Source organism: Sphingomonas sp. Root710 (assembly GCF_001429065.1).
Classification (GTDB): Bacteria; Pseudomonadota; Alphaproteobacteria; order Sphingomonadales; family Sphingomonadaceae; genus Rhizorhabdus.
In genome coordinates this window covers 1-19,110 of sequence record NZ_LMIB01000003.1, presented here as the reverse complement: position 1 = coordinate 19,110, position 19,110 = coordinate 1, and the positions used below count along the sequence as shown (strand labels likewise).

Annotated in this window: 16 protein-coding genes; 3 read left to right on the top strand and 13 right to left on the bottom strand. The window is 60.5% G+C overall.

What is annotated here, in order from left to right; translation table 11 throughout:
* Positions 1-2: 2 nt before the first annotated feature.
* Positions 3-785 (bottom strand): 2-keto-4-pentenoate hydratase, encoded by a 783-nt coding sequence (locus ASE00_RS09040; protein WP_056379576.1) that lies wholly within the window; start codon positions 783-785, stop codon positions 3-5.
* Here ASE00_RS09040 and ASE00_RS09035 point away from each other — a divergent pair.
* Positions 784-1,680: an IclR family transcriptional regulator gene (locus ASE00_RS09035; RefSeq protein WP_235538608.1), complete on the top strand. Its 897-nt coding sequence runs from the start codon at positions 784-786 to the stop codon at positions 1,678-1,680. The genes ASE00_RS09040 and ASE00_RS09035 overlap by 2 nt on opposite strands.
* Before the next feature lie 74 nt (positions 1,681-1,754).
* Here the strand turns inward: ASE00_RS09035 and cofC are convergent, their stop codons facing one another.
* From cofC to ASE00_RS09010, 5 genes are all read right to left on the bottom strand, one after another.
* On the bottom strand, positions 1,755-2,366 hold the full coding sequence (cofC, locus tag ASE00_RS09030; RefSeq protein WP_056379575.1) for a 2-phospho-L-lactate guanylyltransferase: 612 nt from the start codon (positions 2,364-2,366) through the stop codon (positions 1,755-1,757).
* Entirely contained in the window at positions 2,363-3,289 is a 927-nt protein-coding gene (cofD, locus tag ASE00_RS09025; protein WP_056379572.1) for a 2-phospho-L-lactate transferase, read from the bottom strand. The genes cofC and cofD overlap by 4 nt, the downstream gene beginning before the upstream one ends.
* Positions 3,286-3,996 (bottom strand): coenzyme F420-0:L-glutamate ligase, encoded by a 711-nt coding sequence (gene cofE, locus ASE00_RS09020; RefSeq protein WP_056379570.1) that lies wholly within the window; start codon positions 3,994-3,996, stop codon positions 3,286-3,288. Before cofE ends, cofD begins: the two co-directional genes overlap by 4 nt.
* A 570-nt stretch (positions 3,997-4,566) precedes the next feature.
* The gene (locus tag ASE00_RS09015) at positions 4,567-5,436 is read right to left on the bottom strand and encodes a VOC family protein (RefSeq protein WP_056379568.1); all 870 of its coding nucleotides are present in this window, start codon (positions 5,434-5,436) and stop codon (positions 4,567-4,569) included.
* A gap of 117 nt (positions 5,437-5,553) precedes the next feature.
* Positions 5,554-6,765 (bottom strand): hypothetical protein, encoded by a 1,212-nt coding sequence (locus tag ASE00_RS09010; protein WP_162256431.1) that lies wholly within the window; start codon positions 6,763-6,765, stop codon positions 5,554-5,556.
* 226 nt (positions 6,766-6,991) lie between these two features.
* Between ASE00_RS09010 and ASE00_RS09005 the strand changes: the two genes are divergently transcribed.
* Positions 6,992-7,957: a LysR family transcriptional regulator gene (locus ASE00_RS09005; RefSeq protein WP_162256430.1), complete on the top strand. Its 966-nt coding sequence runs from the start codon at positions 6,992-6,994 to the stop codon at positions 7,955-7,957.
* 101 nt (positions 7,958-8,058) lie between these two features.
* On the opposite strand, the gene npdG is transcribed toward ASE00_RS09005, so the two are convergent.
* The 7 genes from npdG to ASE00_RS08965 form a co-directional block, all read right to left on the bottom strand.
* On the bottom strand, positions 8,059-8,703 hold the full coding sequence (gene npdG, locus ASE00_RS09000) for an NADPH-dependent F420 reductase (protein ID WP_414819843.1): 645 nt from the start codon (positions 8,701-8,703) through the stop codon (positions 8,059-8,061).
* A gap of 10 nt (positions 8,704-8,713) precedes the next feature.
* Positions 8,714-11,026: a 5-amino-6-(D-ribitylamino)uracil--L-tyrosine 4-hydroxyphenyl transferase CofH gene (gene cofH / locus ASE00_RS08995; protein ID WP_056379560.1), complete on the bottom strand. Its 2,313-nt coding sequence runs from the start codon at positions 11,024-11,026 to the stop codon at positions 8,714-8,716.
* A gap of 208 nt (positions 11,027-11,234) precedes the next feature.
* A complete protein-coding gene (locus tag ASE00_RS08990; RefSeq protein ID WP_056379558.1) occupies positions 11,235-11,723 on the bottom strand; it encodes a hypothetical protein in 489 nt (162 codons plus the stop codon).
* The gene (locus ASE00_RS08985; RefSeq protein WP_082594580.1) at positions 11,723-12,934 is read right to left on the bottom strand and encodes a phosphotransferase family protein; all 1,212 of its coding nucleotides are present in this window, start codon (positions 12,932-12,934) and stop codon (positions 11,723-11,725) included. Before ASE00_RS08985 ends, ASE00_RS08990 begins: the two co-directional genes overlap by 1 nt.
* Before the next feature lie 30 nt (positions 12,935-12,964).
* On the bottom strand, positions 12,965-14,020 hold the full coding sequence (locus ASE00_RS08980) for a TIGR03857 family LLM class F420-dependent oxidoreductase (RefSeq protein ID WP_056379556.1): 1,056 nt from the start codon (positions 14,018-14,020) through the stop codon (positions 12,965-12,967).
* Between the two features lie 104 nt (positions 14,021-14,124).
* Positions 14,125-14,994: an alpha/beta fold hydrolase gene (locus tag ASE00_RS08975; RefSeq protein ID WP_235538606.1), complete on the bottom strand. Its 870-nt coding sequence runs from the start codon at positions 14,992-14,994 to the stop codon at positions 14,125-14,127.
* A 375-nt stretch (positions 14,995-15,369) separates the two neighbouring features.
* On the bottom strand, positions 15,370-17,901 hold the full coding sequence (locus tag ASE00_RS08965) for a TonB-dependent receptor (RefSeq protein WP_056379552.1): 2,532 nt from the start codon (positions 17,899-17,901) through the stop codon (positions 15,370-15,372).
* A gap of 385 nt (positions 17,902-18,286) precedes the next feature.
* Between ASE00_RS08965 and ASE00_RS22885 the strand changes: the two genes are divergently transcribed.
* Positions 18,287-19,030, top strand: coding sequence for an epoxide hydrolase family protein (locus ASE00_RS22885; RefSeq protein ID WP_162256429.1), 744 nt, complete (start codon positions 18,287-18,289; stop codon positions 19,028-19,030).
* Positions 19,031-19,110 lie beyond the last annotated feature (80 nt).

The following is a 19,110-nucleotide window of genomic DNA, read 5'->3' as shown; positions in this document are numbered from 1 at the left end:
ATTCACCCCTTTTCGTAAGTGAAGCTTGCGGTGCCCAATCCGCCCACAATCGCGCGAACTTGGTCGCCAGGATTGAGTGCCACCATGGGGCCGAGCGCGCCTGACAGAACGATGTCGCCGGCCCTGAGCGCCTCGCCGCGCTCTGCAAGCGTCTTCGCGAGCCAGTGCACAGCGTTGAACGGATGGCCGAGGCACGCCGCGCCCGCGCCGAGCGACGCGACCGCTCCGTTCACTTCCATGACCATGCCGCAGCTGTAGAGGTCGCAGCCTTCGACCGGGCGCCGCTCCGAACCGAGCACGAAGAAGGCCGACGACCCATTGTCGGCGACGGTATCGGCAAAGGTGATTTTCCAGTCGGCGATGCGGCTGTCGACGATCTCGATCGCGGCGACCGCATGGTCGATCGCCGCGGCAACTGCGTCCGTTGTGACATCAGGGTCGTCAATGTCCCGGGCCAGCACGAACGCGATCTCGGCCTCGGCCTTGGGCTGCAACACGGTCGTCAGATCGAGCACGCCGCCATCGGCAATCTGCATGTCGGCGAACAAGACGCCGAAGTCCGGCTGATCGACACCGAGCTGTGTCTGGACCGCCTTTGCGGTCAGTCCGATCTTGCGTCCGACGAGTCGCCGGCCATCATCTACCCATTGCCGGGTGTTGATCGACTGGACGGCGTAGGCGCCGTCCGCGTCGGTGGGGTCCAGCATACCCCGCAAAGGCGAGATGGGACCGGTCCTGTACGCCTCGCGCAGCAATCGCGCGGTGGTGGAATGATCTTTGTCCATGATTCTGGACTATGGTTTCCAATCGAAAATGGTCAAAACGGCCCTTGCGTTTAATTCCCACATCATGGGAGATGTCAGGATGCTCCAGGCTGGAACCACCGCGCCGCGGGCCTTGGCCAAATCGCTCGCCCTCCTCGCGCGGATCATCGAGAACGAAAGCGGATCGTCGCTTTCCGCGATCGCTGCGGTTGCTGGTATTCCCTTGTCCACGGCGCATCGCTTGGTCACAGGATTCGAGGAAACCGGCTTTCTGATGCGCATCGGACGGGGGCGCTATGTCGCGGGGCCTGCCCTGACGCGGCTGGCGGATTTGCGACGGGATCAGGATTGGGGCGCGTTCGCGGCGCGCGTCAGCCGTCCGATCCTGAACCGGGTGTTCCGGAAAACAGGAAGACCGACGCACCTCGGCGTACTCGAAGACAATATGATGACATACCTCGTCAAGGCCGGAGATCGGCAGGGACATGCGATCTCGCGCGAGGGCATGCAACTCGAAGCTTACTGCTCTGGAATCGGCAAGGCGCTGCTTGCGCATCTTCCGCCACTTCAGCTGGAAGCCTACCTTGCCAGTGAGCCGTTCGTCCGGCTGACACCGACAACGATCACCTCTGCTGCAGAACTGAGACGTGAGTTGGTCGAAATTCGCAAGCGGGGCTATGCCGTCGACAATGGCGAGATGGCACCGGGGCTGGTATGTCTCGCCGTGCCGATCAAGAACCCTCAGTCCGTATCAGCCGCGATCTCGCTCGTTGCCACACATGAGGGCGCGCAGTGTGATCCGACGGACTATCTCCCGCTCCTGCAAGATACTGCGCAAGAAATCGAAAAGAAGCTTTTTCCTTATCTCGCCGCCGCACTCTCTCCACCGGACAATCAGAGCAGGAGGTCGGCCTGACACGGCACGGACCAATTTGATCATAGCTCGCTTATCGGCGGCTCGACAACCGGCCTGCAGGCCAAGCCTGCCTTTCATCGCATACGGTTCGATGGCTGGTTCAGGTCACTGCCTTCGACCCACAAGACCCTGTCCAGTCGTCCAGCCGTTCTCGCTGCTTCAAGATCTGCAGGCGAGTCTATGTCGAAAGAGAGACCTGTCCGGCGTACGATTACGCAAATCGCTTCGGCGGAATGCGCCCGGAAGCTCCCGGGACCGAAGGCAAAGCGGAACGGTCGTTCGTCAGCAAGCGCGATGGCATTCGTTCCCTCACCATGTCGATCAGGCGCAATTGCCACTCCGCGGTCCTCTGCGGCTGCCAGCAGGGTGTCGATGTCCTCACCGAGGAGCAGCGGCAAGTCGGCGTTCACGACGACTATTGGGCCGCGCTGCCCGGCGCGGAAGCACCCAAGTTCGGTGTTGATGCCCCTATTATTGTCCGGTAACCACTCCACTTCGAGCGTGTCCGGGAACGCTGGCGATAGCAGCAGGACGCGGCCGACTGCGGCCGACTCCTTTAGCGAAGCGATTACGTGCCGCGCCATGTGGTCGCTCAGATCGATCCGCTCCTGCAGAGCGAGGCCCGGACCAAGGCGGGTCTTGCGATTCGGCGCCTCCTTGAGTGGCACAACCGCCGTCCAGATCACGCCCGGCCGATCCGCTGAGCGAGGTCGAGCGCCGCGCGCGCGACGCGCACCTTGTCGGCGATGGTGTGCATCATAGTGTCGGCCTGCTCCACCGCGATGGCGCCTTCTGGAGCATCATCGCCTTCGTTGATCAGCAAGCCGTCGACCACTCCCGCATAATGGCGAGCAATCATCGCATTGTTCACCTCGAGGTCGAGTTCGCGCATCAGCTTAGCCATCGGGCCCTTCACCGCTTGGCCCCCGACGATCGGCGAGACGGCAACCACCGGCGCCGCTGTCGTCTCGAGCGATTGACGAATGCCGGGAACCGCAAGGATTGGATCGATGCTGAGGAAGGGATTGGACGGTGCGACGATGACCGCGTCTGCCCCGTGGATTGCCTCAATCACGCCAGCGGCCGGACGCGCCACTTCCACGCCGACAAAGGAGATGCAGCGCACCGCAGGCGCGCAGCGCTGTTCGACGAAATATTTCTGGAAGGGGAGTCGGCCAGCGTCGGTCTCAACTTCGGTCGTCACAGGCTGGTCGCTCATCGGCAGGATCTCGGCGCCAATGCTCCAAGCTCTAACGAAACGATGCGTAACCGCTGAAAGCGTCTCCCCTCGCAACATCGCCGCTGTTCGAAGCACGTGCAACGCAAGATCATGATCGCCGAGCAAGAACCAATCTTCGCCGCCGAGTTCCCGCAGCGCTGCCATGAAGCTCCACGTCTCGCCCTCGCGTCCCCAGCCTTGGACGGCATTCGCCTTGCCGGCCAAGGTGTAGAGCAGCGTATCGACATCCGGGGATACATGGAGACCAAGGTGTCGGAAGTCGTCAGCGGTATTGACGATCGCGACGAGATCGGAACCGTGTACAACTCGACTGAGGCCGAGCACGAGCTTCGCGCCGCCGACGCCACCGGTGAGCACCGCGACCTTCACTGGAACAGATCCTGCTCAAGCGGGCGGGTCAGTGCGATTGCTGGGGAGGGCACGCCTCTGACGGCGAAGCCCCGTACCAGCACGGCCGGGATGCCTTCTGCGCCTTCGCCCGTCGCCAGCGCTGCGGCACTCGCCAGCAGGTCAGCGGTCGCGACCTGGGTCACCTCGAGCGTTCGCCCATCGCGGTCGCGCTCGCCGCGTCGGTCGTGCAGCGCAGGAAGTCCGCTCGCGCCGATCCCGACCGCAACCACGCCCATCCGCCATGGGCGCCCGAAGCTGTCGGAGATGACGATCGCGCAGCCAAGGGCTTTGCCAAGCCGCTCCGCTGACGCATCGGGGTCTTCCGGAAGCAGCAAGGCGCGTTCGCCCGTGCCGGGTCCGATGTTCGAGCGGTCGATCCCCGCGTTCGCCATCACCAGGCCCAGCCGGTGCCGGACGATCAACACATTGGGAACGGCACGCAGTACCGCCGTCGATTCCGACAACACCAACTCAACCAGCCGTGGGTCCTTACGCGTCAGCGCCCCCAAACGCAGCGCCTCCGAACCAGGTACTACAGTGTCGAGCGCCACAAACCGACCCTCGGCTTTCGAGACGATCTTCTGCGTGACGACGAGGATGTCGTCGGCCCGGATTCTCAAACCTTCGACTTCGAGCGCTTCCGACAGAAGTGCCGCGAGGTTGTCGCCAGGAGTGACCTCTCCCATTCGGGCGAGCGGGATAATCCCGATGGCTGACACGCAAACCTTGCTCCTACAGCGAAAGGAAATTGTCTGAGTGCGGTGACACGTTCCGTCAAGCCCTGGGCTCGGCAGGGAATTAGCTCTGCAAGCACCCGACGCTGGCGCTCATGCGTTGTAACGGCAACGTCACTCGATGTGTAGCGCCTGCCCTGAATGGAGCTACACACTCTCACCGCATCCGGAACCAGAGGAGATAGCAAACTAAGTCCCTGTCCAGCCCCTCGGCTCGGTCAAGACCAATATGCCGTCAACGCCGCGGCAGCTGCCGAGTCGACTTTGATGAAGAACAATGGCCAAGCGCGGCTTCCAGTCTGCCAGCGGACCGCTCCCGAACACACTGCCTTGTCACCAAAGTATATGGTGCCGAGGCCGCAGCGGCCGTCGGTACGCTGTGGATCGCTGATCGTTCGAGACGCCGGCTCCGACGCCGACCTGGTACCTGCAGCAGTGCCACTGGCGCACGCGTGCGTGGCCAGTTTCCGCCCGCACTGCCCGACACACGCAAGTCTGTGCCAGTAGGGCTCCTCGATTGAGCTATGCCAACTGAAACTTGTGTCCCCACTCGCTTATGCGGTCATAGGTCGTGGGCTTCCAGCTCTCCTCGTCGTCGATCCGGATGCCGTGGCACCCGATTTCCATCATGAACTTGGACGGCGTCAGAGCGTAAAAAGACACGACCCCGTCGTTTGAATGCTGCCCGAGCGACAGTGCGATCGTCACGCCAGCGGCCTGCAGCCTTTCATAGACTCGCCCGACATCGGCCATTTCGTTCAGTTCAAGTTCGAAATGGTTAAGTCTGCTTCCCGCTCCAAGCCCTTCTGCAAAGGCAACCGAATGGTGGCGCGGATTCGTGTGCAGGAAAACCGCATGCATCATGCTCCCATCCGGCATCCTCTGATGGATGTAATCGGAGAGGTTTGCCTTTAGCGCTTCGCGCATGAAGCGCTCATCGGCCAGATGATCGGTTGAATTAAAGGCAGCATGCCCAAGGCCGAGCTCGCCGGTCCGAAATCCGCCCGGCACCTTGGCGGACGAAAAGGGAGGACCGTCACGGAGACCAATTGCGATTTCGAATCGGACCCCGTTGGGGTCTACGAAATGGAAGAAGTGTTCCACACCCCTCAATCGCGCCGATGGACCATCGCCATCCTGCGTTGCGACACCCGTTGCCTCCAGATGTCGGCGCAGACGCTCGAAAGCGTCGACGCTTTCCGCCTCCCAGCCCAACCAGGCAATGTCGTCCGAAGGGCCCTCAACGAACTGAAGACGACGCGCCTTTTCGTCAACGCGAAAGAAGAGGCCTTCTTCCGTCTCCTCTGGCTGGAAACCGATGAGTTCCCCATAGCGCAGCCAAGCCTGGGGATCTGAGACTTCGAATCCGAAATAAGCGGTCTTGATTGCCATCCCTGCCTCCAATGCCTGATCCAAATGCCAGCCAGCCTTCCATGGTCATGCCCTCGCCGGCTCCAATCGACTGCGCGCTTGCGCGACAAGTCATGGGCATATGAGCGTCTTGCGCGATCAGAGCATCAGATCGCTGTTCTGGCCTGACAGCAGGAAAGCGCCGAAGTTGACCGAGTTCTTCTGATGATTGATGAAGAGATGAGCCGATCCTGCATTTGCATCGCGAAACAAACGCTGCATCGGAACATCGTGCGAGAAGATCGATCCGCCACTTGCATGAGTCAGCATGTTCACCGCATCCCTGCACTGCTTCGCGATGTTTGCTGCGTCCCATTTGTAAAACACGCGGCGGGCGAACGGTATCTCTTCTCCACGAGCCACGCAGCCTGCCATCTCTTCGAAATCGCGCTTCAGGCGAAGATGAGCTCCATCGACCAGCGAGTGGGCATCCGCCAGGGTCTGCTGCGCCAGCGGATCCTGCTTGAAACTCGTCCCATTGTAGGCGTTTGTGCGCTTGGACATATAATCGATGTAGAAATCGAGCGCGGCATCAGCAATGCCAATCAACACGCTGGTGAGAGCAAACGCGAACACGGTTCCGAAGGCAAGCTTATATGTGTCCGCGGTGAAGGCGGCGCGCCCGGGATCCGCCATCTCATATGCTTCGGAGATATTGTGAACGCGATAGGCGGGAACAAACGCCGACTTTATCACGATGTCCTTGCTGCCTGACCCTGCCATGCCGGACGTGTCCCACGATGCGTGATCGATCTCATAGTCACCTGGCGCTACAAGAAGGGCCAGATGATTTTTCTCCCCGGCTTCCATGTCGACAAGTGCGCCGACGATGACCCACGTCGCTTGGTCGCACCCGCTGGACCATGACCAGCGCCCTTCGACACGATAGCCGCCATCGACGCGTTCCGCCTTGCCAAACGGGGCGTAGGACGACGAAAAGCGCGTCGAAGTATCCTTCTCCCATAGATCTTCGGCCACCCTGGGATGCATGAGCCCAACTTCCCAGTTGTGGATACCGACGATACCGAGCGCCCATGCCGACGAAGGGCAATGGCGGGCAACTTCCATGACGACGTCGTAGAATACGGTCGGCCAATATTCGAAGCCACCGTAGGCCTTTGGCTGGAGAATGCGGTAGAATCCAGCTTGCTCGAACGCTTCCATCGTTTCGGGCAGCATGCTCCGATTGTCTTCGCACTTCCTGGCGTTAGCGCGCAGTGCGGGCCCCATTGCGCGTGCGCGGCGCCGAAGCTCGTCGGGCGAAGGAATGTCGGCAGCCTGGGTCGAGCCATGAATTTCCACTGTTGCCATCAGCAATCTCCCTCCTCGTTTTTTGGAACGCCACGAGCCGGCGCTGTTCACGAGCCAGCGTTCGTACCAAGCTTTGCAGTCACCCATTGATTATTCAAATCAATTCCGGATATAAAGGCTATTGGTTTGGTTAATTCATACAGCCGAACAGGATGTCCGGCAGGGCGGCACCCTCGTGATGCCTTGAAATTCCAGTCATAAAGATGTTAGTGGTGGAGTGGACGCAGTGACCGAGCCCCTTCGAAAGGTAGACCTCAACCTGCTTCTCGTATTTGATACATTGTGGGTGGAACGGAGCGTAAGCGTCGCGGCTCGGAAGATCGGCTTGAGTCAGTCAGCGGTCAGCCTCGCGCTCAATCGACTGCGCAGCCTGCTTGACGACAATTTATTCGTCTGGAACGGGCGGACGATGCAGCCTACGGGCAGATGTGAGGAAATTTCACCCAGAATACACGCAATCATAAATGACGTCCGAGAGACGATATTGGGAAATTCCTTCGATCCGAGTAAGGCGACTCGTGAATTCACAATTGCAAGCGCCGACTATATCCACTGGGCTCTTGGTGGAAAAATCGTCCAGTCGATTCAGCGATCCGCACCGAACTTCACCCTATATCTGACGGATGCCAAACCGGAGATGACGGAGGGCCATAGCGCCCTTCAGCACGAGCTGTTTATCTTGCCTGCCGGTGTTTTCAATACCGTCGGAATGAGCCATCAATATCTTTTTACGGATCGATATGTCGGCATAGCCGCCGAAAGCAACAGGCTGGTGCGCGAAGGCATGAGCCGCGACGATTTTTTGAAGATGTCGCAAGCATCATTCTCCACACATGCGAAATATCTTCGCAGCCACGAGACCATGCACCTATCCGAGATGGATATATATTATAAATTCAGTGCGCTTACCCCCCACTATCTTGTTCTCCCCTTCCTTGCAGCGGAGAGCAGTTCAGTGGTGATCATGCAGGAACGGCTTGCAAGATATTTTGCAACCTTCTTACCGCTGCGGCTATTCCTGCCCCCCATTCCCTATCCGGATCTTGCAATCACGCTATATTGGCATCCGACTTTCGACAAGGATGCCGCCCATCAATGGCTGAGATCGACGGTCAAGGACGTCGGAGATGAACTTGGCGCTCTGCCGCCAAGAGAAAACCGGAATCCGGAAGTATTGCAATTCATAGATTGAACGACACAATCCAGCTTCGATATTGTGCCGGCAAGCTGCACCTGAAATTTGCTCGTTCGCGCCAGGTGCAGCGCTGTCGAGCGCGATAAGGGTGTGTCTCCTCACGGTTCTCTCAGCTTCCCTGTGATCTGGATGCCCGCGCCGTCAACGCCGTAGGTCTTGTTGAGAAAGATCAGAACCGAGGTCAACGCTTCGGCCGCCGCCGAATTCACCAGCGCGCCGCCGTGCAGGCCGCGCAGGCCCGCCTCATTGGTAAGCTCCACCACCTTCGCCCGCGCCCCCTTGTCGTCACCGAAGACGAGCACGTCGCAGCCGACATCGTCGTCGGTCGCCAGCTTGTGCGCGGCGACATTGTGGAAGGCGGATACCATCGTCACGCCCTCCCCCAGCAGCGCCTGACCACGCACGGCCGCGCTGCCCTCGGGCGGAAGCTGCGCGCGCATCACCTTCGGCGGCACCAGCGGGACAGTCGTGTCAACAACGATCTTGCCCGCGACGTGCGGCGCGATCTCGGCGAGCGTCGCCTCCTGCGCTGCAAAGGGAACGGTGACGATCACGATCTCACCGGCCGCGGCCGCGGCGGCATTGGTCAGGCCTCTCAGACCGAAACCCAGCTCGTCGGCGACCTTCCGCGCGGCCTCGGCCGAGCGCGAGCCGATGATGACCTCGCGCCCCGCCTTCGCCAGCCTGCGCGCGATCGCCGCGCCCAGCTTGCCCGTGCCACCGACGACTGCGACCTTTTCCATGCCGGTCATTTCACTCTCCTGCATCGGCGGGTTCAAGCCGCGTGATCGGTTGGTAAAGGGTCGTGCGCTGCCGGGTCGTGCGCCCGGCCTCGGCGGCGAGTTCTGCCATGCTCCGCGAGTCGCAGAGCTGGCCGTTCCGCCCCCCTGCCGCGCGCGTGATCGATTCGTCCATCAACGTGCCGCCGAGATCGTTGGCCCCGGCGCGGAGAGCCGCGACGACGCCCCCGCTGCCAAGCTTGACCCAGCTCGCCTGAATGTTCGGGATCAGCGGGTGGAGCGCGAGCCTGGCGACCGCATGCATCAAGAGCGCCTCACGAAAGCTCGGCCCGGAGCGCGCATTGCCCTTGCGCCAGATCGGCGCTTCCATGTGGACGAACGGCAGCGGGACGAACTCGGTGAACCCGCCGGTCTCGGCCTGCAGATCGCGCACCCTGAGCAGATGCCTTGCCCAATGCTCATAGCCGTCGACATGGCCGAACATGATCGTCGCGGTCGAACGCAGCCCGGCGCGGTGCGCGGTCCGCATGACCTCGAGCCATTCATCAGTGCTCAACTTGTCGGGACAGAGGATCGCGCGAACCTCGTCGTCCAGGATCTCGGCGGCCGTGCCCGGCAAGGTCGACAGGCCTGCGCACTTGAGCCGGATCAGATAATCCTCGAGCGGCAGCCCCAGCGTGGACGCGCCGTGGGTCACCTCGAGCGGCGAGAAGGCGTGGATGTGGATCGAGGGCGCCGCTTCCCGCACGGCGCGGAGGACGTCGAGATAGGTGTTGCCGTCATAGTCGGGATGAATGCCGCCCTGCAGGCAAACCTCGGTCGCGCCCCGCTCGGCCGCCTCGGCCGCACGTCGCCCCACTTCGCCGAGATCGAGCCGGTAGGCCCGTCCCCGCATCTCGCGTGTGCTGCCTTTCGAGAAAGCGCAGAAGCCGCACTTGAAGAGGCAGATATTCGTATAGTTGATGTTGCGGTTTACCACAAAACTCACCGCCTCGCCGACGACCTCGCGCCGCAACGCATCGGCGGCGTCGGCGATCAACGCGACATCAGGTCCATCGACTTCGAACAGACGCACGATCCAGGCTTCGTCGAGCCGGTCGCCTGTGCGCGCGCGTTCGACGATTCGCGCGATCTCGGCCGAGATCGCGCTATCGCCCGAAGTGCGTATGTGAGGAACAGCTCCGCCGCTCCCGGCGCGCCAGCCGTCGACAACAGGCAGCCCGCGGGCATCGACCGAGCGGCGCACGACCTTGGCCAGGGCCGGCTCCGTCCATTCATCGAGCCGGCGCGCGAAAGCGGGGCCGATCGCCAGCCGCTCGCGTAGCACACGGCCCGCTTCGGCGGTCGCATGGGCCAGCGCGTCGAGATGCGGCCAGGGCCGTTCCGGGTTCACATGATCCTGCGTCACCGGCGAGACGCCGCCCCAATCGTTGACCCCGGCGCGCAGCAGCGCGGGAAGCTCGTCCGGGCGGTGCAGGTTGGGCGGCGCCTGTATCGCCATCTCCGGCCCCAGAATCAGCCGCGCCGCTGCGATCGTCCACAGATGCTCGTCAAGCGATGGCTCGGAATGATGCGCCATCCGCGTCCCTGGCTTGGCGCGGAAGTTCTGGACGATCACTTCCTGGATATGGCCATGGCGACGGTGCAGGTCACGGATGGCGACGAGCGCGTCAATCCGCTCGGCGCGTGTCTCGCCGATTCCGATCAGCACCCCGGTCGTGAACGGCACCCGCGCCAAGCCTGCCGCCTCGATCGACGCCAGCCGGCGCGCGGGAAGCTTGTCCGGCGATCCGAAATGCGGGCCGCCCCTCTGCGAAAGCCGGTCCGACGCCGTCTCCAGCATCAGCCCCATCGAAGCCGACACCGGACGTAGCGCGATATAATCGGCCTTGTCCATCACGCCGGCATTCAGATGCGGCAGCAGCCCTGTTTCTTCACAGACGGTGCGCGCCATCTCGCGCAGATAGGACAAGGTGGTCGGGTGGCCCAGAGACCTCAGCGCATGGCGAGCGGCGCCGTAGCGTGCCTCGGGGCGATCGCCCAGCGTGAAAAGCGCCTCGCGGCAACCTGCGGCCACGCCCGTATGGGCTATCGCAAGCACCTCGTCGCGTGAGAGAAAGGCGCTCCCGAGCTTGGCTGGCGTGGCGGCAAACGTGCAGTAATGACACACATCCCGGCACAGCTTCGTCAACGGTATGAATACCTTGCGGGAATAGGTGACCACAGGACCGAACGACGAGAGGGTCAGGTTTTCGCTCGCCGCCAAGAGATCCGCGAGCGGAGTAACCGTCAGTGCAGATGGATCCAGTTCGAATACCGTGCTCATTTCCCGCAAACCATAGCCAGTTCCGTCACTTGAGGCCACTTCGCTAGTGCCGAAATCCGAGGATGCAGGGCAGGACTAAGCTTGGCAGAACGACCGCGAGGATGCCTTGGACCCGACCCCGTACCTGCCTCAGTCCGGACCTGAAGCAATGAAGAAAGAATTCTCGTGGGAACTTGACACCGCCTTTGAACATAATGCTTGGAGGATTTCAAATCAGGGATGTAAGCTCCTGAAGCTCCTCAGGATCGCGCTCAAATCCGCTCGGCACCGACCAGGCGCGCGCAAGATCGCACTGCGCCTTGGACGCGGCAATCACCGACCGTGCCACCGTTCTGCGCTGATCACGATTGACGGTGCGATTTACGCTTTTGCTCACCTCGTCCAGCAAGCCGGCCCGTAGCGTATCGATCGCATCCGTGCCTGCGGCAGGATCTTCGAGCAACGTCACCGCAGCAGCGATCATCGAACCGACGGCCGCATCGTCGTTTACGGCGCGGGCGAGCGTAACAGCGTTTTTCAGTTCGCGTCTGGCGACGGCATGGAGCATGGGCAGCCGGGACCGAACCATCTCGAGGGTTGCAAGCGATAAGTGCAATTGCTCGAGCGCTACTGCGTTTTCGCTGTCCAGCGAGGGCAGCACGACATCGCGTAAAGCCTTTATCACCACTGTTAGCTGCAGATTTGGGTCGGGCTGCATCAGATGATCTCCTCGAGGGTATCGCGTAGTTTGCCGGCAATCACGTTGCCGAGCATCAATATCCACGCAACGACGACATCCTGATGTGTCTTGGCACCCCGTGCCACACGATCTGCGGTCGCGAGCATGTGGATTGTGGTTGTGAAGTCATTGAAAACACGGAAATAGCGGAGACGAGCAGGATCGACGCTCAGGCCAGATGCTTTTTCGTAGCGTTCGAACATTTCCTCGGTAGGGAGCAAGCCACAGGCCAGAAAGGTCTTATTGTCCTCGGCATAGTGTCCAAAATGGGTTCCCGTGGCCCAGCTCAGGTCCTGATGACGGTCGCCGAGAACCGCAAGCTCCCAGTCGAGCCAGGCGGTGATCTCGCCTCGCTCCTCGCTGAACAGGAAATTGCCGGCACGGATATCACCGTGCACCACCGAGACATGGTCAAGGCACGGTGCATTTTCGATCAGCCACTGGAACGCCACGTCGACAAGCGGCATGGCGACGGGGCGATCCTCTTCCCATACGCGTCGCCACCAATTCACCTGACGGATGATGCTGTCGTTGGAATGAACCTGCGCCGGTTCGAAATGGGTAAGCGTCGCGATCCGTTCCTGTGGGACGGTATGGATCCGCGCCATTCCGTCGATGAATTGCTCCGCGAGAATGCCGCGGAGTTGCGGACCGAAATTGATGCCGATCCCAGAAACCTGCTTGGACGGAGCCACTTTCGGCCGTGATCGCCCCTCGACGAAACCGTAGATCAGTGCGGGGTGCGGCAAATAATGGGCCTCGGCGTCGATCCAATAGCACGGCGGTACAGGAACGACTTGTTCCATCAGCCGCAATATCTCCATTTCTCTCAAGCGGCTGGTCTCGACGATTGCTTCTGGTGGCTCCATCCTCAGGACCATCGGAGTGCGTCGCGCTTCTCCTTGGCCAACGCCCGACTCCAGGTCGAAAGCCATCTGGAGCTTCGAGGCGCCGCCCTGCAACCAGCGTGGGTCATGCAGCGTAAAATCTTCCGCTGTTTCACTGGCTATCAACCTGCGGGTACCATCGACGAGGACATCGAGTGGTAGCGCCGTGTAGCCGGGGCCATGGCGGTGAGCCATTTTCCGGCTCAGGATCCGATCTATCTCCCCCTCAACAGGGTAACGTGCACGGATATCCTCGATGAAGCTGGTTTCCGGGTTGCTCCGTGAATCGGATATCTCGGCCATGTCCTCTCCTCAGGTCTTGATGTGCATGTGCTAAAGCGGCCTGCGCCGTAGTTCTTCCACTAGGGGCCCCTGCTGTTCCGGGGTTGTGCCGTGCAGCAATATTTCGTCGGCCCCTGCTGCGAGATACTCTCCCAGCCGGTCGGCGCACCGCGACACACTTCCCGAAGCCGCGCCCGTCTCCAACCACTCGCGCGGTAGAAACTCGACCGCAGCTGCCAGCTGCCGTCGGGAGTCGGCTACGTCCGCCTGTCCGAATTCAAGCCGGCTGAGTCCGGTCTCGACAAGACGGTTCATCGGCGCTTCGTCCCACCCGTTCATGCTCACGATAGGCAAGCCGATTTCCCGGTGCATGAAATAGGAGACGGCGCGCGCTTCGAGAATGTTTTCCCGCTCCCCTCCCGTCAGTGTGTCGGGCGCCGCGACAACGATGGCGTATATCCGGACCGACATCGGATCCCGTCCTGCGGCCATGGCCGCGTCGCGCACGATCTTGACGGAGCGCGCCACTCCTTCCGCCGTCAGAAACGGGTGCAACAACAACCCATCGAAATGGGCTCCAGCAAGCGCCAACGTCTTGGGACCGACGGCACCGATGATGATCGGCGGCGGGTTGGCGCAAGGCTGCGCCAACTCCATCTCGGGGTAATCTCCCGCGGGCCCGCGATAGGAGACCGTTTCGCCGGCCCAAAGTTTACGCAATATGTCCACATGATCGGCCATGCCCGCATTATTCAACACGGGAATGCCCAGCTTTTGGAAGAGCGTGGGAACCGACCGGCCGAAACCGAGGACGAAGCGGCCACCGGAAAGCATCTGCATGGTTGCGCTCATGCCCGCTTGGACGAGAGGGTGGCGCGTCCCGAAATGCGTGATTCCGGCAACCAATCGCACGCGCTGCGTAACTTGGGTCAGCGCGCCCATGACGGAGCCAAGCTCCTTGCTGTCCCACCGCTCCGACAGAACTATTCCACCCAAGCCGAGCTGCTCGCCGAGCCGCGCCTGCTCCAGCCCTTCCAGAGGGTCGGCAACCCTTCCCGGAAGGATATAGGAGTTCAGGATATCAGCCATGGTACGCATCATGATCATCTCTCTCGCATTGCTTCGCCGGTCATGGCCCACGTGCCGGCTGCCTCACTGTCCCGTCGAACGAAGGCGACGTCGGATCAACTCTCGCTTGCGCCCCGGATGGCTCACAATCCCTTCGACAGATTGACGAACTGCTCGACAAGCGCATTGAACTCGTCAGGCCGCTCCCACTGAACCCAGTGCCCGCACTTGGAGAAGACATGCAGGTCGGCATTCGCGATGAGCCGCTGCAGCAGGAAAGCGGCATCCATGGGGATGACGCGATCCTGCGCGCCCCACACCAGCAACGTGGGACAAGCAATCTTGTCGATTCCCTGCGTCCACAGCGCATCTTTGGGGTGGGCTTGAAGTTTGCGAAGCGGCGGGTTCTGCATGGTTTCCGGAAGCGTACAGACACGGAATCGCTCCTCGAGCAACTCCTGTGTGATAGCAGACCGATCATAGACCAGAAGATCGATGACACGAGAGAGCTTCTCGATCGTCGGACCATCACCTTCATAGAAGTCCAGCATACGCTGGAGTCCTTCCGTCGGGAATGGCGTGAACATCGGCAAGCTGCCGCCTGGACCCATGAGGACCAGCTTTTCGACGCGCTCGGGCATATCGAGTGCAAAACGCAGCGAGGTCATGCCGCCCAGCGAATTGCCCACAAGGCTCGCTCGTTCGATCCCGACATGATCCATCACGTCGCGCACGGCGCTCGCGAGCGAGACAGTGAGACCATCCGGCTGCAAGCGCTTAGCCGATCGCCCATAACCCGGAAGGTCGATAACGATAACCCGGTTGCGCCGCGAAAGGGGGCCGATGTTCTTGCGGAAGTTGCTATATCCATACGCGCCGGGTCCTCCGCCGTGAATCAGGATGATTGCCGGACCTTCACCCCATTCCTGGTAGAACACCCTTCCATCGCTAGCATCAGCGTACTTCCCTTCAGCGGCGGAATCGTCCTGAATCATCGGCTCGGTCACCTGCATCGCCTTCCTGTCGCTAGCGGCCAACTCCCGCGTTTGCATCTGTTTGGTTATGGTGGCTTCAAAGCATTCTCGAGTCAGACGCGTTCGACCGCTGCTCGTGCCGGCGGAGGCGCGCTTCAGCCACCCTCAGCAACTGCCGCAGGGCAGCGGCCGTCGCACGCAGGTCGTTGCCACAGCAGGCGAAGAGCACGAACATGGCTCTCCAGCGGGCCTGAATCCTGCGCTTGTGGTACCATAAGCCACTCCATCCGCGACCCATGCCCGTCTCGCTCATCAGCGTTCGGCAAACTTGAAACCGATACGGATTCAGTAACAGCTCGGCTGTTGCAAGGGCGCCGGCAACGGACTGGCTCGAACGCCCCTGCGATACAGGCCCTAGTACCTAAACGCGACAGTCACCCCATATTCGGCTGGTCGACCTGGATAGCGCATAAGATTGTCATAAGCCTGAATGACGTTCGTCCAGTAATATTTATTGAATACGTTCTTACCCCATACACCTGCGCGCCATTTGCCATCGGGCGTGGCAATCCCTGCGCTGAGATCCACCAACGTATAGCTAGGAATCTTGAACGCCTTCTTGTCGGCAGGAGTCAGATACAAGCTTCCAATCGATTTGCTCTGCCCGTTGACCCCTGCGCCCACATATCCGTTGAGTCCGTCAGAAAGCGGAAAGTCGTAATCGCCGCGCAACGCATATTGGAATTTCGGCGCAAAGGGCAGCCTTACTCCTTCGAACGACGCCGTGTCGGCAACCCGGAGCAAGCCTTCAAGATGCGACCCGATAACGCCCTGGTAGCGCTTGATCTTCGCATCGAGATAGGTTGCCGAGGCCGAGATTGTGAGGCCGTCCAATGGCCGGGCATTGATACTGACTTCCGCGCCCTTGACCTCAGATTTTGGCACGTTCAGCAGCTTGTCGAGAGCACCGAAGATCGGGTCCACGAACTTCGCGCGCAGCTGCTTGTTCGTGTAATCATAGTAGAATAGTGCCCCGTTGATCGACAGCTTTCGATCCAGCAGCTGAGCCTTGAAGCCACCCTCGAAGTCGAGCAGAGCTTCCTTCTTGGCAGGCGCGAAGGCGTCATAGATTGCGCCTGCCAACGTTGGAAACGACCCTGCCTTATAGCCCTTCGATACGTTCGCATAAAGAAGCAGCTCGGGGGCAGGCTTGTAGTTGATGCCGACACTCCAAGAGGTGCTGTCCTCATTGAGCTCGCCCCGCGGATCGCCGGTTTTCAGGAAGGTGGCTGGATCAACCGGGACACTCGCGGCGGGGTTTGCCAAGTTGAGTCCGCGCGTATCAATCGCGATTGACTGCCCTGGAATTATTTCGGGGACTACACCCGGCCCATAGATCAGGCCGTAGACCTGGTTGAAGAATTTTATCAGCGAGTTTTCGCCGAAAGCACCAGGCATGAAAAATCCTGGGCTCTCATATGAGGCCCGTTGCAGGGCGCTGCGCTTAGCCTTGGTCTGACGAATACCCGCCTTCAGCGTAACCGTATCGGTGACGTCATATTCCAAGTTACCAAAAGCGGCGTAATTGTTCATAACCTGGTCAGAGCCGTACTGCGAGCCTGTGAAGCCGTTGACCGTAAAAGCGGTGATCCCGTTGAGATATATGTCAAGCGTCTCGAACACGGAGGTACGTTCGTAGTTGGCGCCGAGCGTATATCGCAGCGGATTACGGGGATCATTGGACAATCTCAATTCCTGGCTGAACGACTTGACCTTGCCGTACGCACGCCCAATGTCCGAAGCTTCGAACGCCATGCCCGAGCCATTGGTCCCATTCAGAAAGCGGAGACGGTTGTAAGATGAAATTGACGTCAGCGTCTGGCCAGCGAGAATCTCGTAATCTGCGCGCAAAGCCGTTTGCCAGAATTTATTGTCCGCATACGGGCGCAGGTTGGGACTCCAGTCCGCAGCACGCGCGTTGTTGGGTGCGACAGGGTAGATAAGTGCCGGATAGTCGCTCGGGACGACACCGCCCAGACCAGCTGAGCCAGGCGCATATTGAAGCCGCGGCTCCTGATACTGCGGTACGATTGGGTCATTCTGATCGCGCCAACCGTTAACATTGAGAGAAATCTTCAGCCGATCGCTTGGCTCCCAGTCGAACAGCAATCTACCTGCTATATTATCGCGCTTGCCGATCGTGTCCTGCCGTTTGTCGAAACCCGCAGGAACGCCTAGCGCAAGGTAGGCCGCCGGAACGCCGCCATCGATGCGGGTGTAGCTTTTCTGCCAATCATCCCCGTTTACCATCTTGACTGCCAGGCGGGCGCGAAGAGTGGATGTGATCGGACCGCTTAGGAAGCCGGACGTTTCGAACGTGTTGAACCGGCCATAGCTGAAGTCGGCACCGGCAGCGAACTCTCGAGTAGGTTTGGCAGCGATAAAATTGATCGCGCCACCAGTCGCGTTGTTCCCGAAGAGCGTCCCTTGCGGTCCCTTCAGTACCTCGACCCGCTCCAGATCGAAGGCGGTCAACGTCGTCATGACCGGTAAGGGCAACGGAGCCTGGTCAATATAGGTGCTAACATCCGGGTAGGCCGAAAGCGTCGTCTCAAAGAAACCTACGCCGCGGAGTGTGTAGACCGGAGTCGAGTTGGCAGTCGGGGCGAAGGCAAGGCCGGGCGTAACTTTCGCCAAGTCACTGACGTCGCCCACGCGCTGCTTTGCCAGTTGGTCGCCGCTAAGAGCAGAGATCGATAAACCCACATTGCTTAGATTTTGCTCACGCTTGTTGGCCGTAACTATGATCTCTCCGACATCGGCGTCGCCGGCGCCGCGCTCTGCATGGGCCGCCTCGTTCGCCGTGACGTCTTGCGCGTGAACCGTTGTAGTCCAGAAAGCTGCCGCAACGGCAACCACGCTTGTGGACTGCAGAAAGCTCTTCATGTTCCTCCCCTTGGGCCATTTATATTATCGTCGCCAGAGCTTAGCTCACGGCTTGTTATCGCAAAAATCAATATAGAGTATAGTCGTAATTTGCGTCACTGATACCGCTGCGCTGTTGGCTCGTATTTTCCGTCAGCGTCCCGGCCCGTCCGGCTGCTCGATGTTCACAGGCACCCCCACCGGCGCAGCTCCAGTATCGCTTGTGGTCGATATGGCTGATCTGGACCGGCGATGTCGGCCGCGCAGCTCGTGTTTTTCGCGTGCTAAAGCCGAACATGCTTCGTGCAAATTGCTATCGTGTTACCGTTCTGCCGGTAAGCTGTGGTGGCATGAAGAGGAGCGAACACGGAAGCAAGGGCGCTACTCACGGTATCGAGGGGCACCTGTGCTCAAATACCGTCCGGGTCCGCACCGGATGAGTGCGCCTCGACCGTTCAAGGTAGATATCCCGCAGGAGAAGATCGATCAGATCTACGCTCGTCTGCGGTGCGCTAGCTGGCCGGCGGAGCCTGATGATGCCGGCATGTGGCAGTATGGAACCGAGCTCGGTTTCCTTCGAAGCTTCGTCGAATATTGGCTGACCGAATATGATTGGCGAGCAGCGGAAGCAGAGCTCAACCCTTGGCCGCAGTTCATGACGGACATCGACGGGATTGATGTCCACTTTTACCATGTGCGTGGCACCGGGAACGGTCGGGCGCTGATCCTCACGCATGGCTGGCCGGGTTCGACGCTCGAATTCCTCGGCATGATCGACCGCCTGGCCTATCCAGCACGCTATGGCGGAAACCCCGAATCCGGCTTCGATGTTGTGATCCCCTCATTACCTGGGTACGGTTTTTCCCAACCACCATCCCGGCCGATCGGGCCGCGGCGAATCGCCAGTATGTGGCGGAAGCTCATGACCGAGAAGCTGGGATACCGTCGTTTCGGTGCCCATGGCGGTGACTGGGGTTCTGCGGTCTCCACTTGGCTCGGTGCTGACCATGCGGATGTCGTCGCCGGCATCCATTTGAACATGGTGGCGAGCTGGTCGCGTGACCGGCATCCCCCGGAAAGCGACGACGAGGCCGAATACCGGCGCGAGCTCGCTCGGGTGCAATCGCGGGCTCTGTTGCAAAAATCGTGAAGCTTGAGCATGCTTGGCGGAGATTGAACGGATGGAGCGATGACGGATTTCAAGTGGCGCCATTTCCAGGGTGATGTGAT

Coding starts and splice junctions, on each gene's coding strand:
- ASE00_RS09035 (WP_235538608.1), top strand. CDS start 784: ATGATTCTGGACTATGGTTTCCAATCGAAAATGGTCAAAACGGCCCTT.
- ASE00_RS09040 (WP_056379576.1), bottom strand. CDS start 785: ATGGACAAAGATCATTCCACCACCGCGCGATTGCTGCGCGAGGCGTAC.
- cofE (WP_056379570.1), bottom strand. CDS start 3,996: ATGGGAGAGGTCACTCCTGGCGACAACCTCGCGGCACTTCTGTCGGAA.
- ASE00_RS09015 (WP_056379568.1), bottom strand. CDS start 5,436: ATGGCAATCAAGACCGCTTATTTCGGATTCGAAGTCTCAGATCCCCAG.
- ASE00_RS09010 (WP_162256431.1), bottom strand. CDS start 6,765: ATGGCAACAGTGGAAATTCATGGCTCGACCCAGGCTGCCGACATTCCT.
- npdG (WP_414819843.1), bottom strand. CDS start 8,703: ATGGAAAAGGTCGCAGTCGTCGGTGGCACGGGCAAGCTGGGCGCGGCG.
- cofH (WP_056379560.1), bottom strand. CDS start 11,026: ATGAGCACGGTATTCGAACTGGATCCATCTGCACTGACGGTTACTCCG.
- ASE00_RS08990 (WP_056379558.1), bottom strand. CDS start 11,723: ATGCAGCCCGACCCAAATCTGCAGCTAACAGTGGTGATAAAGGCTTTA.
- ASE00_RS08985 (WP_082594580.1), bottom strand. CDS start 12,934: ATGGCCGAGATATCCGATTCACGGAGCAACCCGGAAACCAGCTTCATC.
- ASE00_RS08980 (WP_056379556.1), bottom strand. CDS start 14,020: ATGATCATGATGCGTACCATGGCTGATATCCTGAACTCCTATATCCTT.
- ASE00_RS08975 (WP_235538606.1), bottom strand. CDS start 14,994: ATGCAGGTGACCGAGCCGATGATTCAGGACGATTCCGCCGCTGAAGGG.
- ASE00_RS08965 (WP_056379552.1), bottom strand. CDS start 17,901: ATGAAGAGCTTTCTGCAGTCCACAAGCGTGGTTGCCGTTGCGGCAGCT.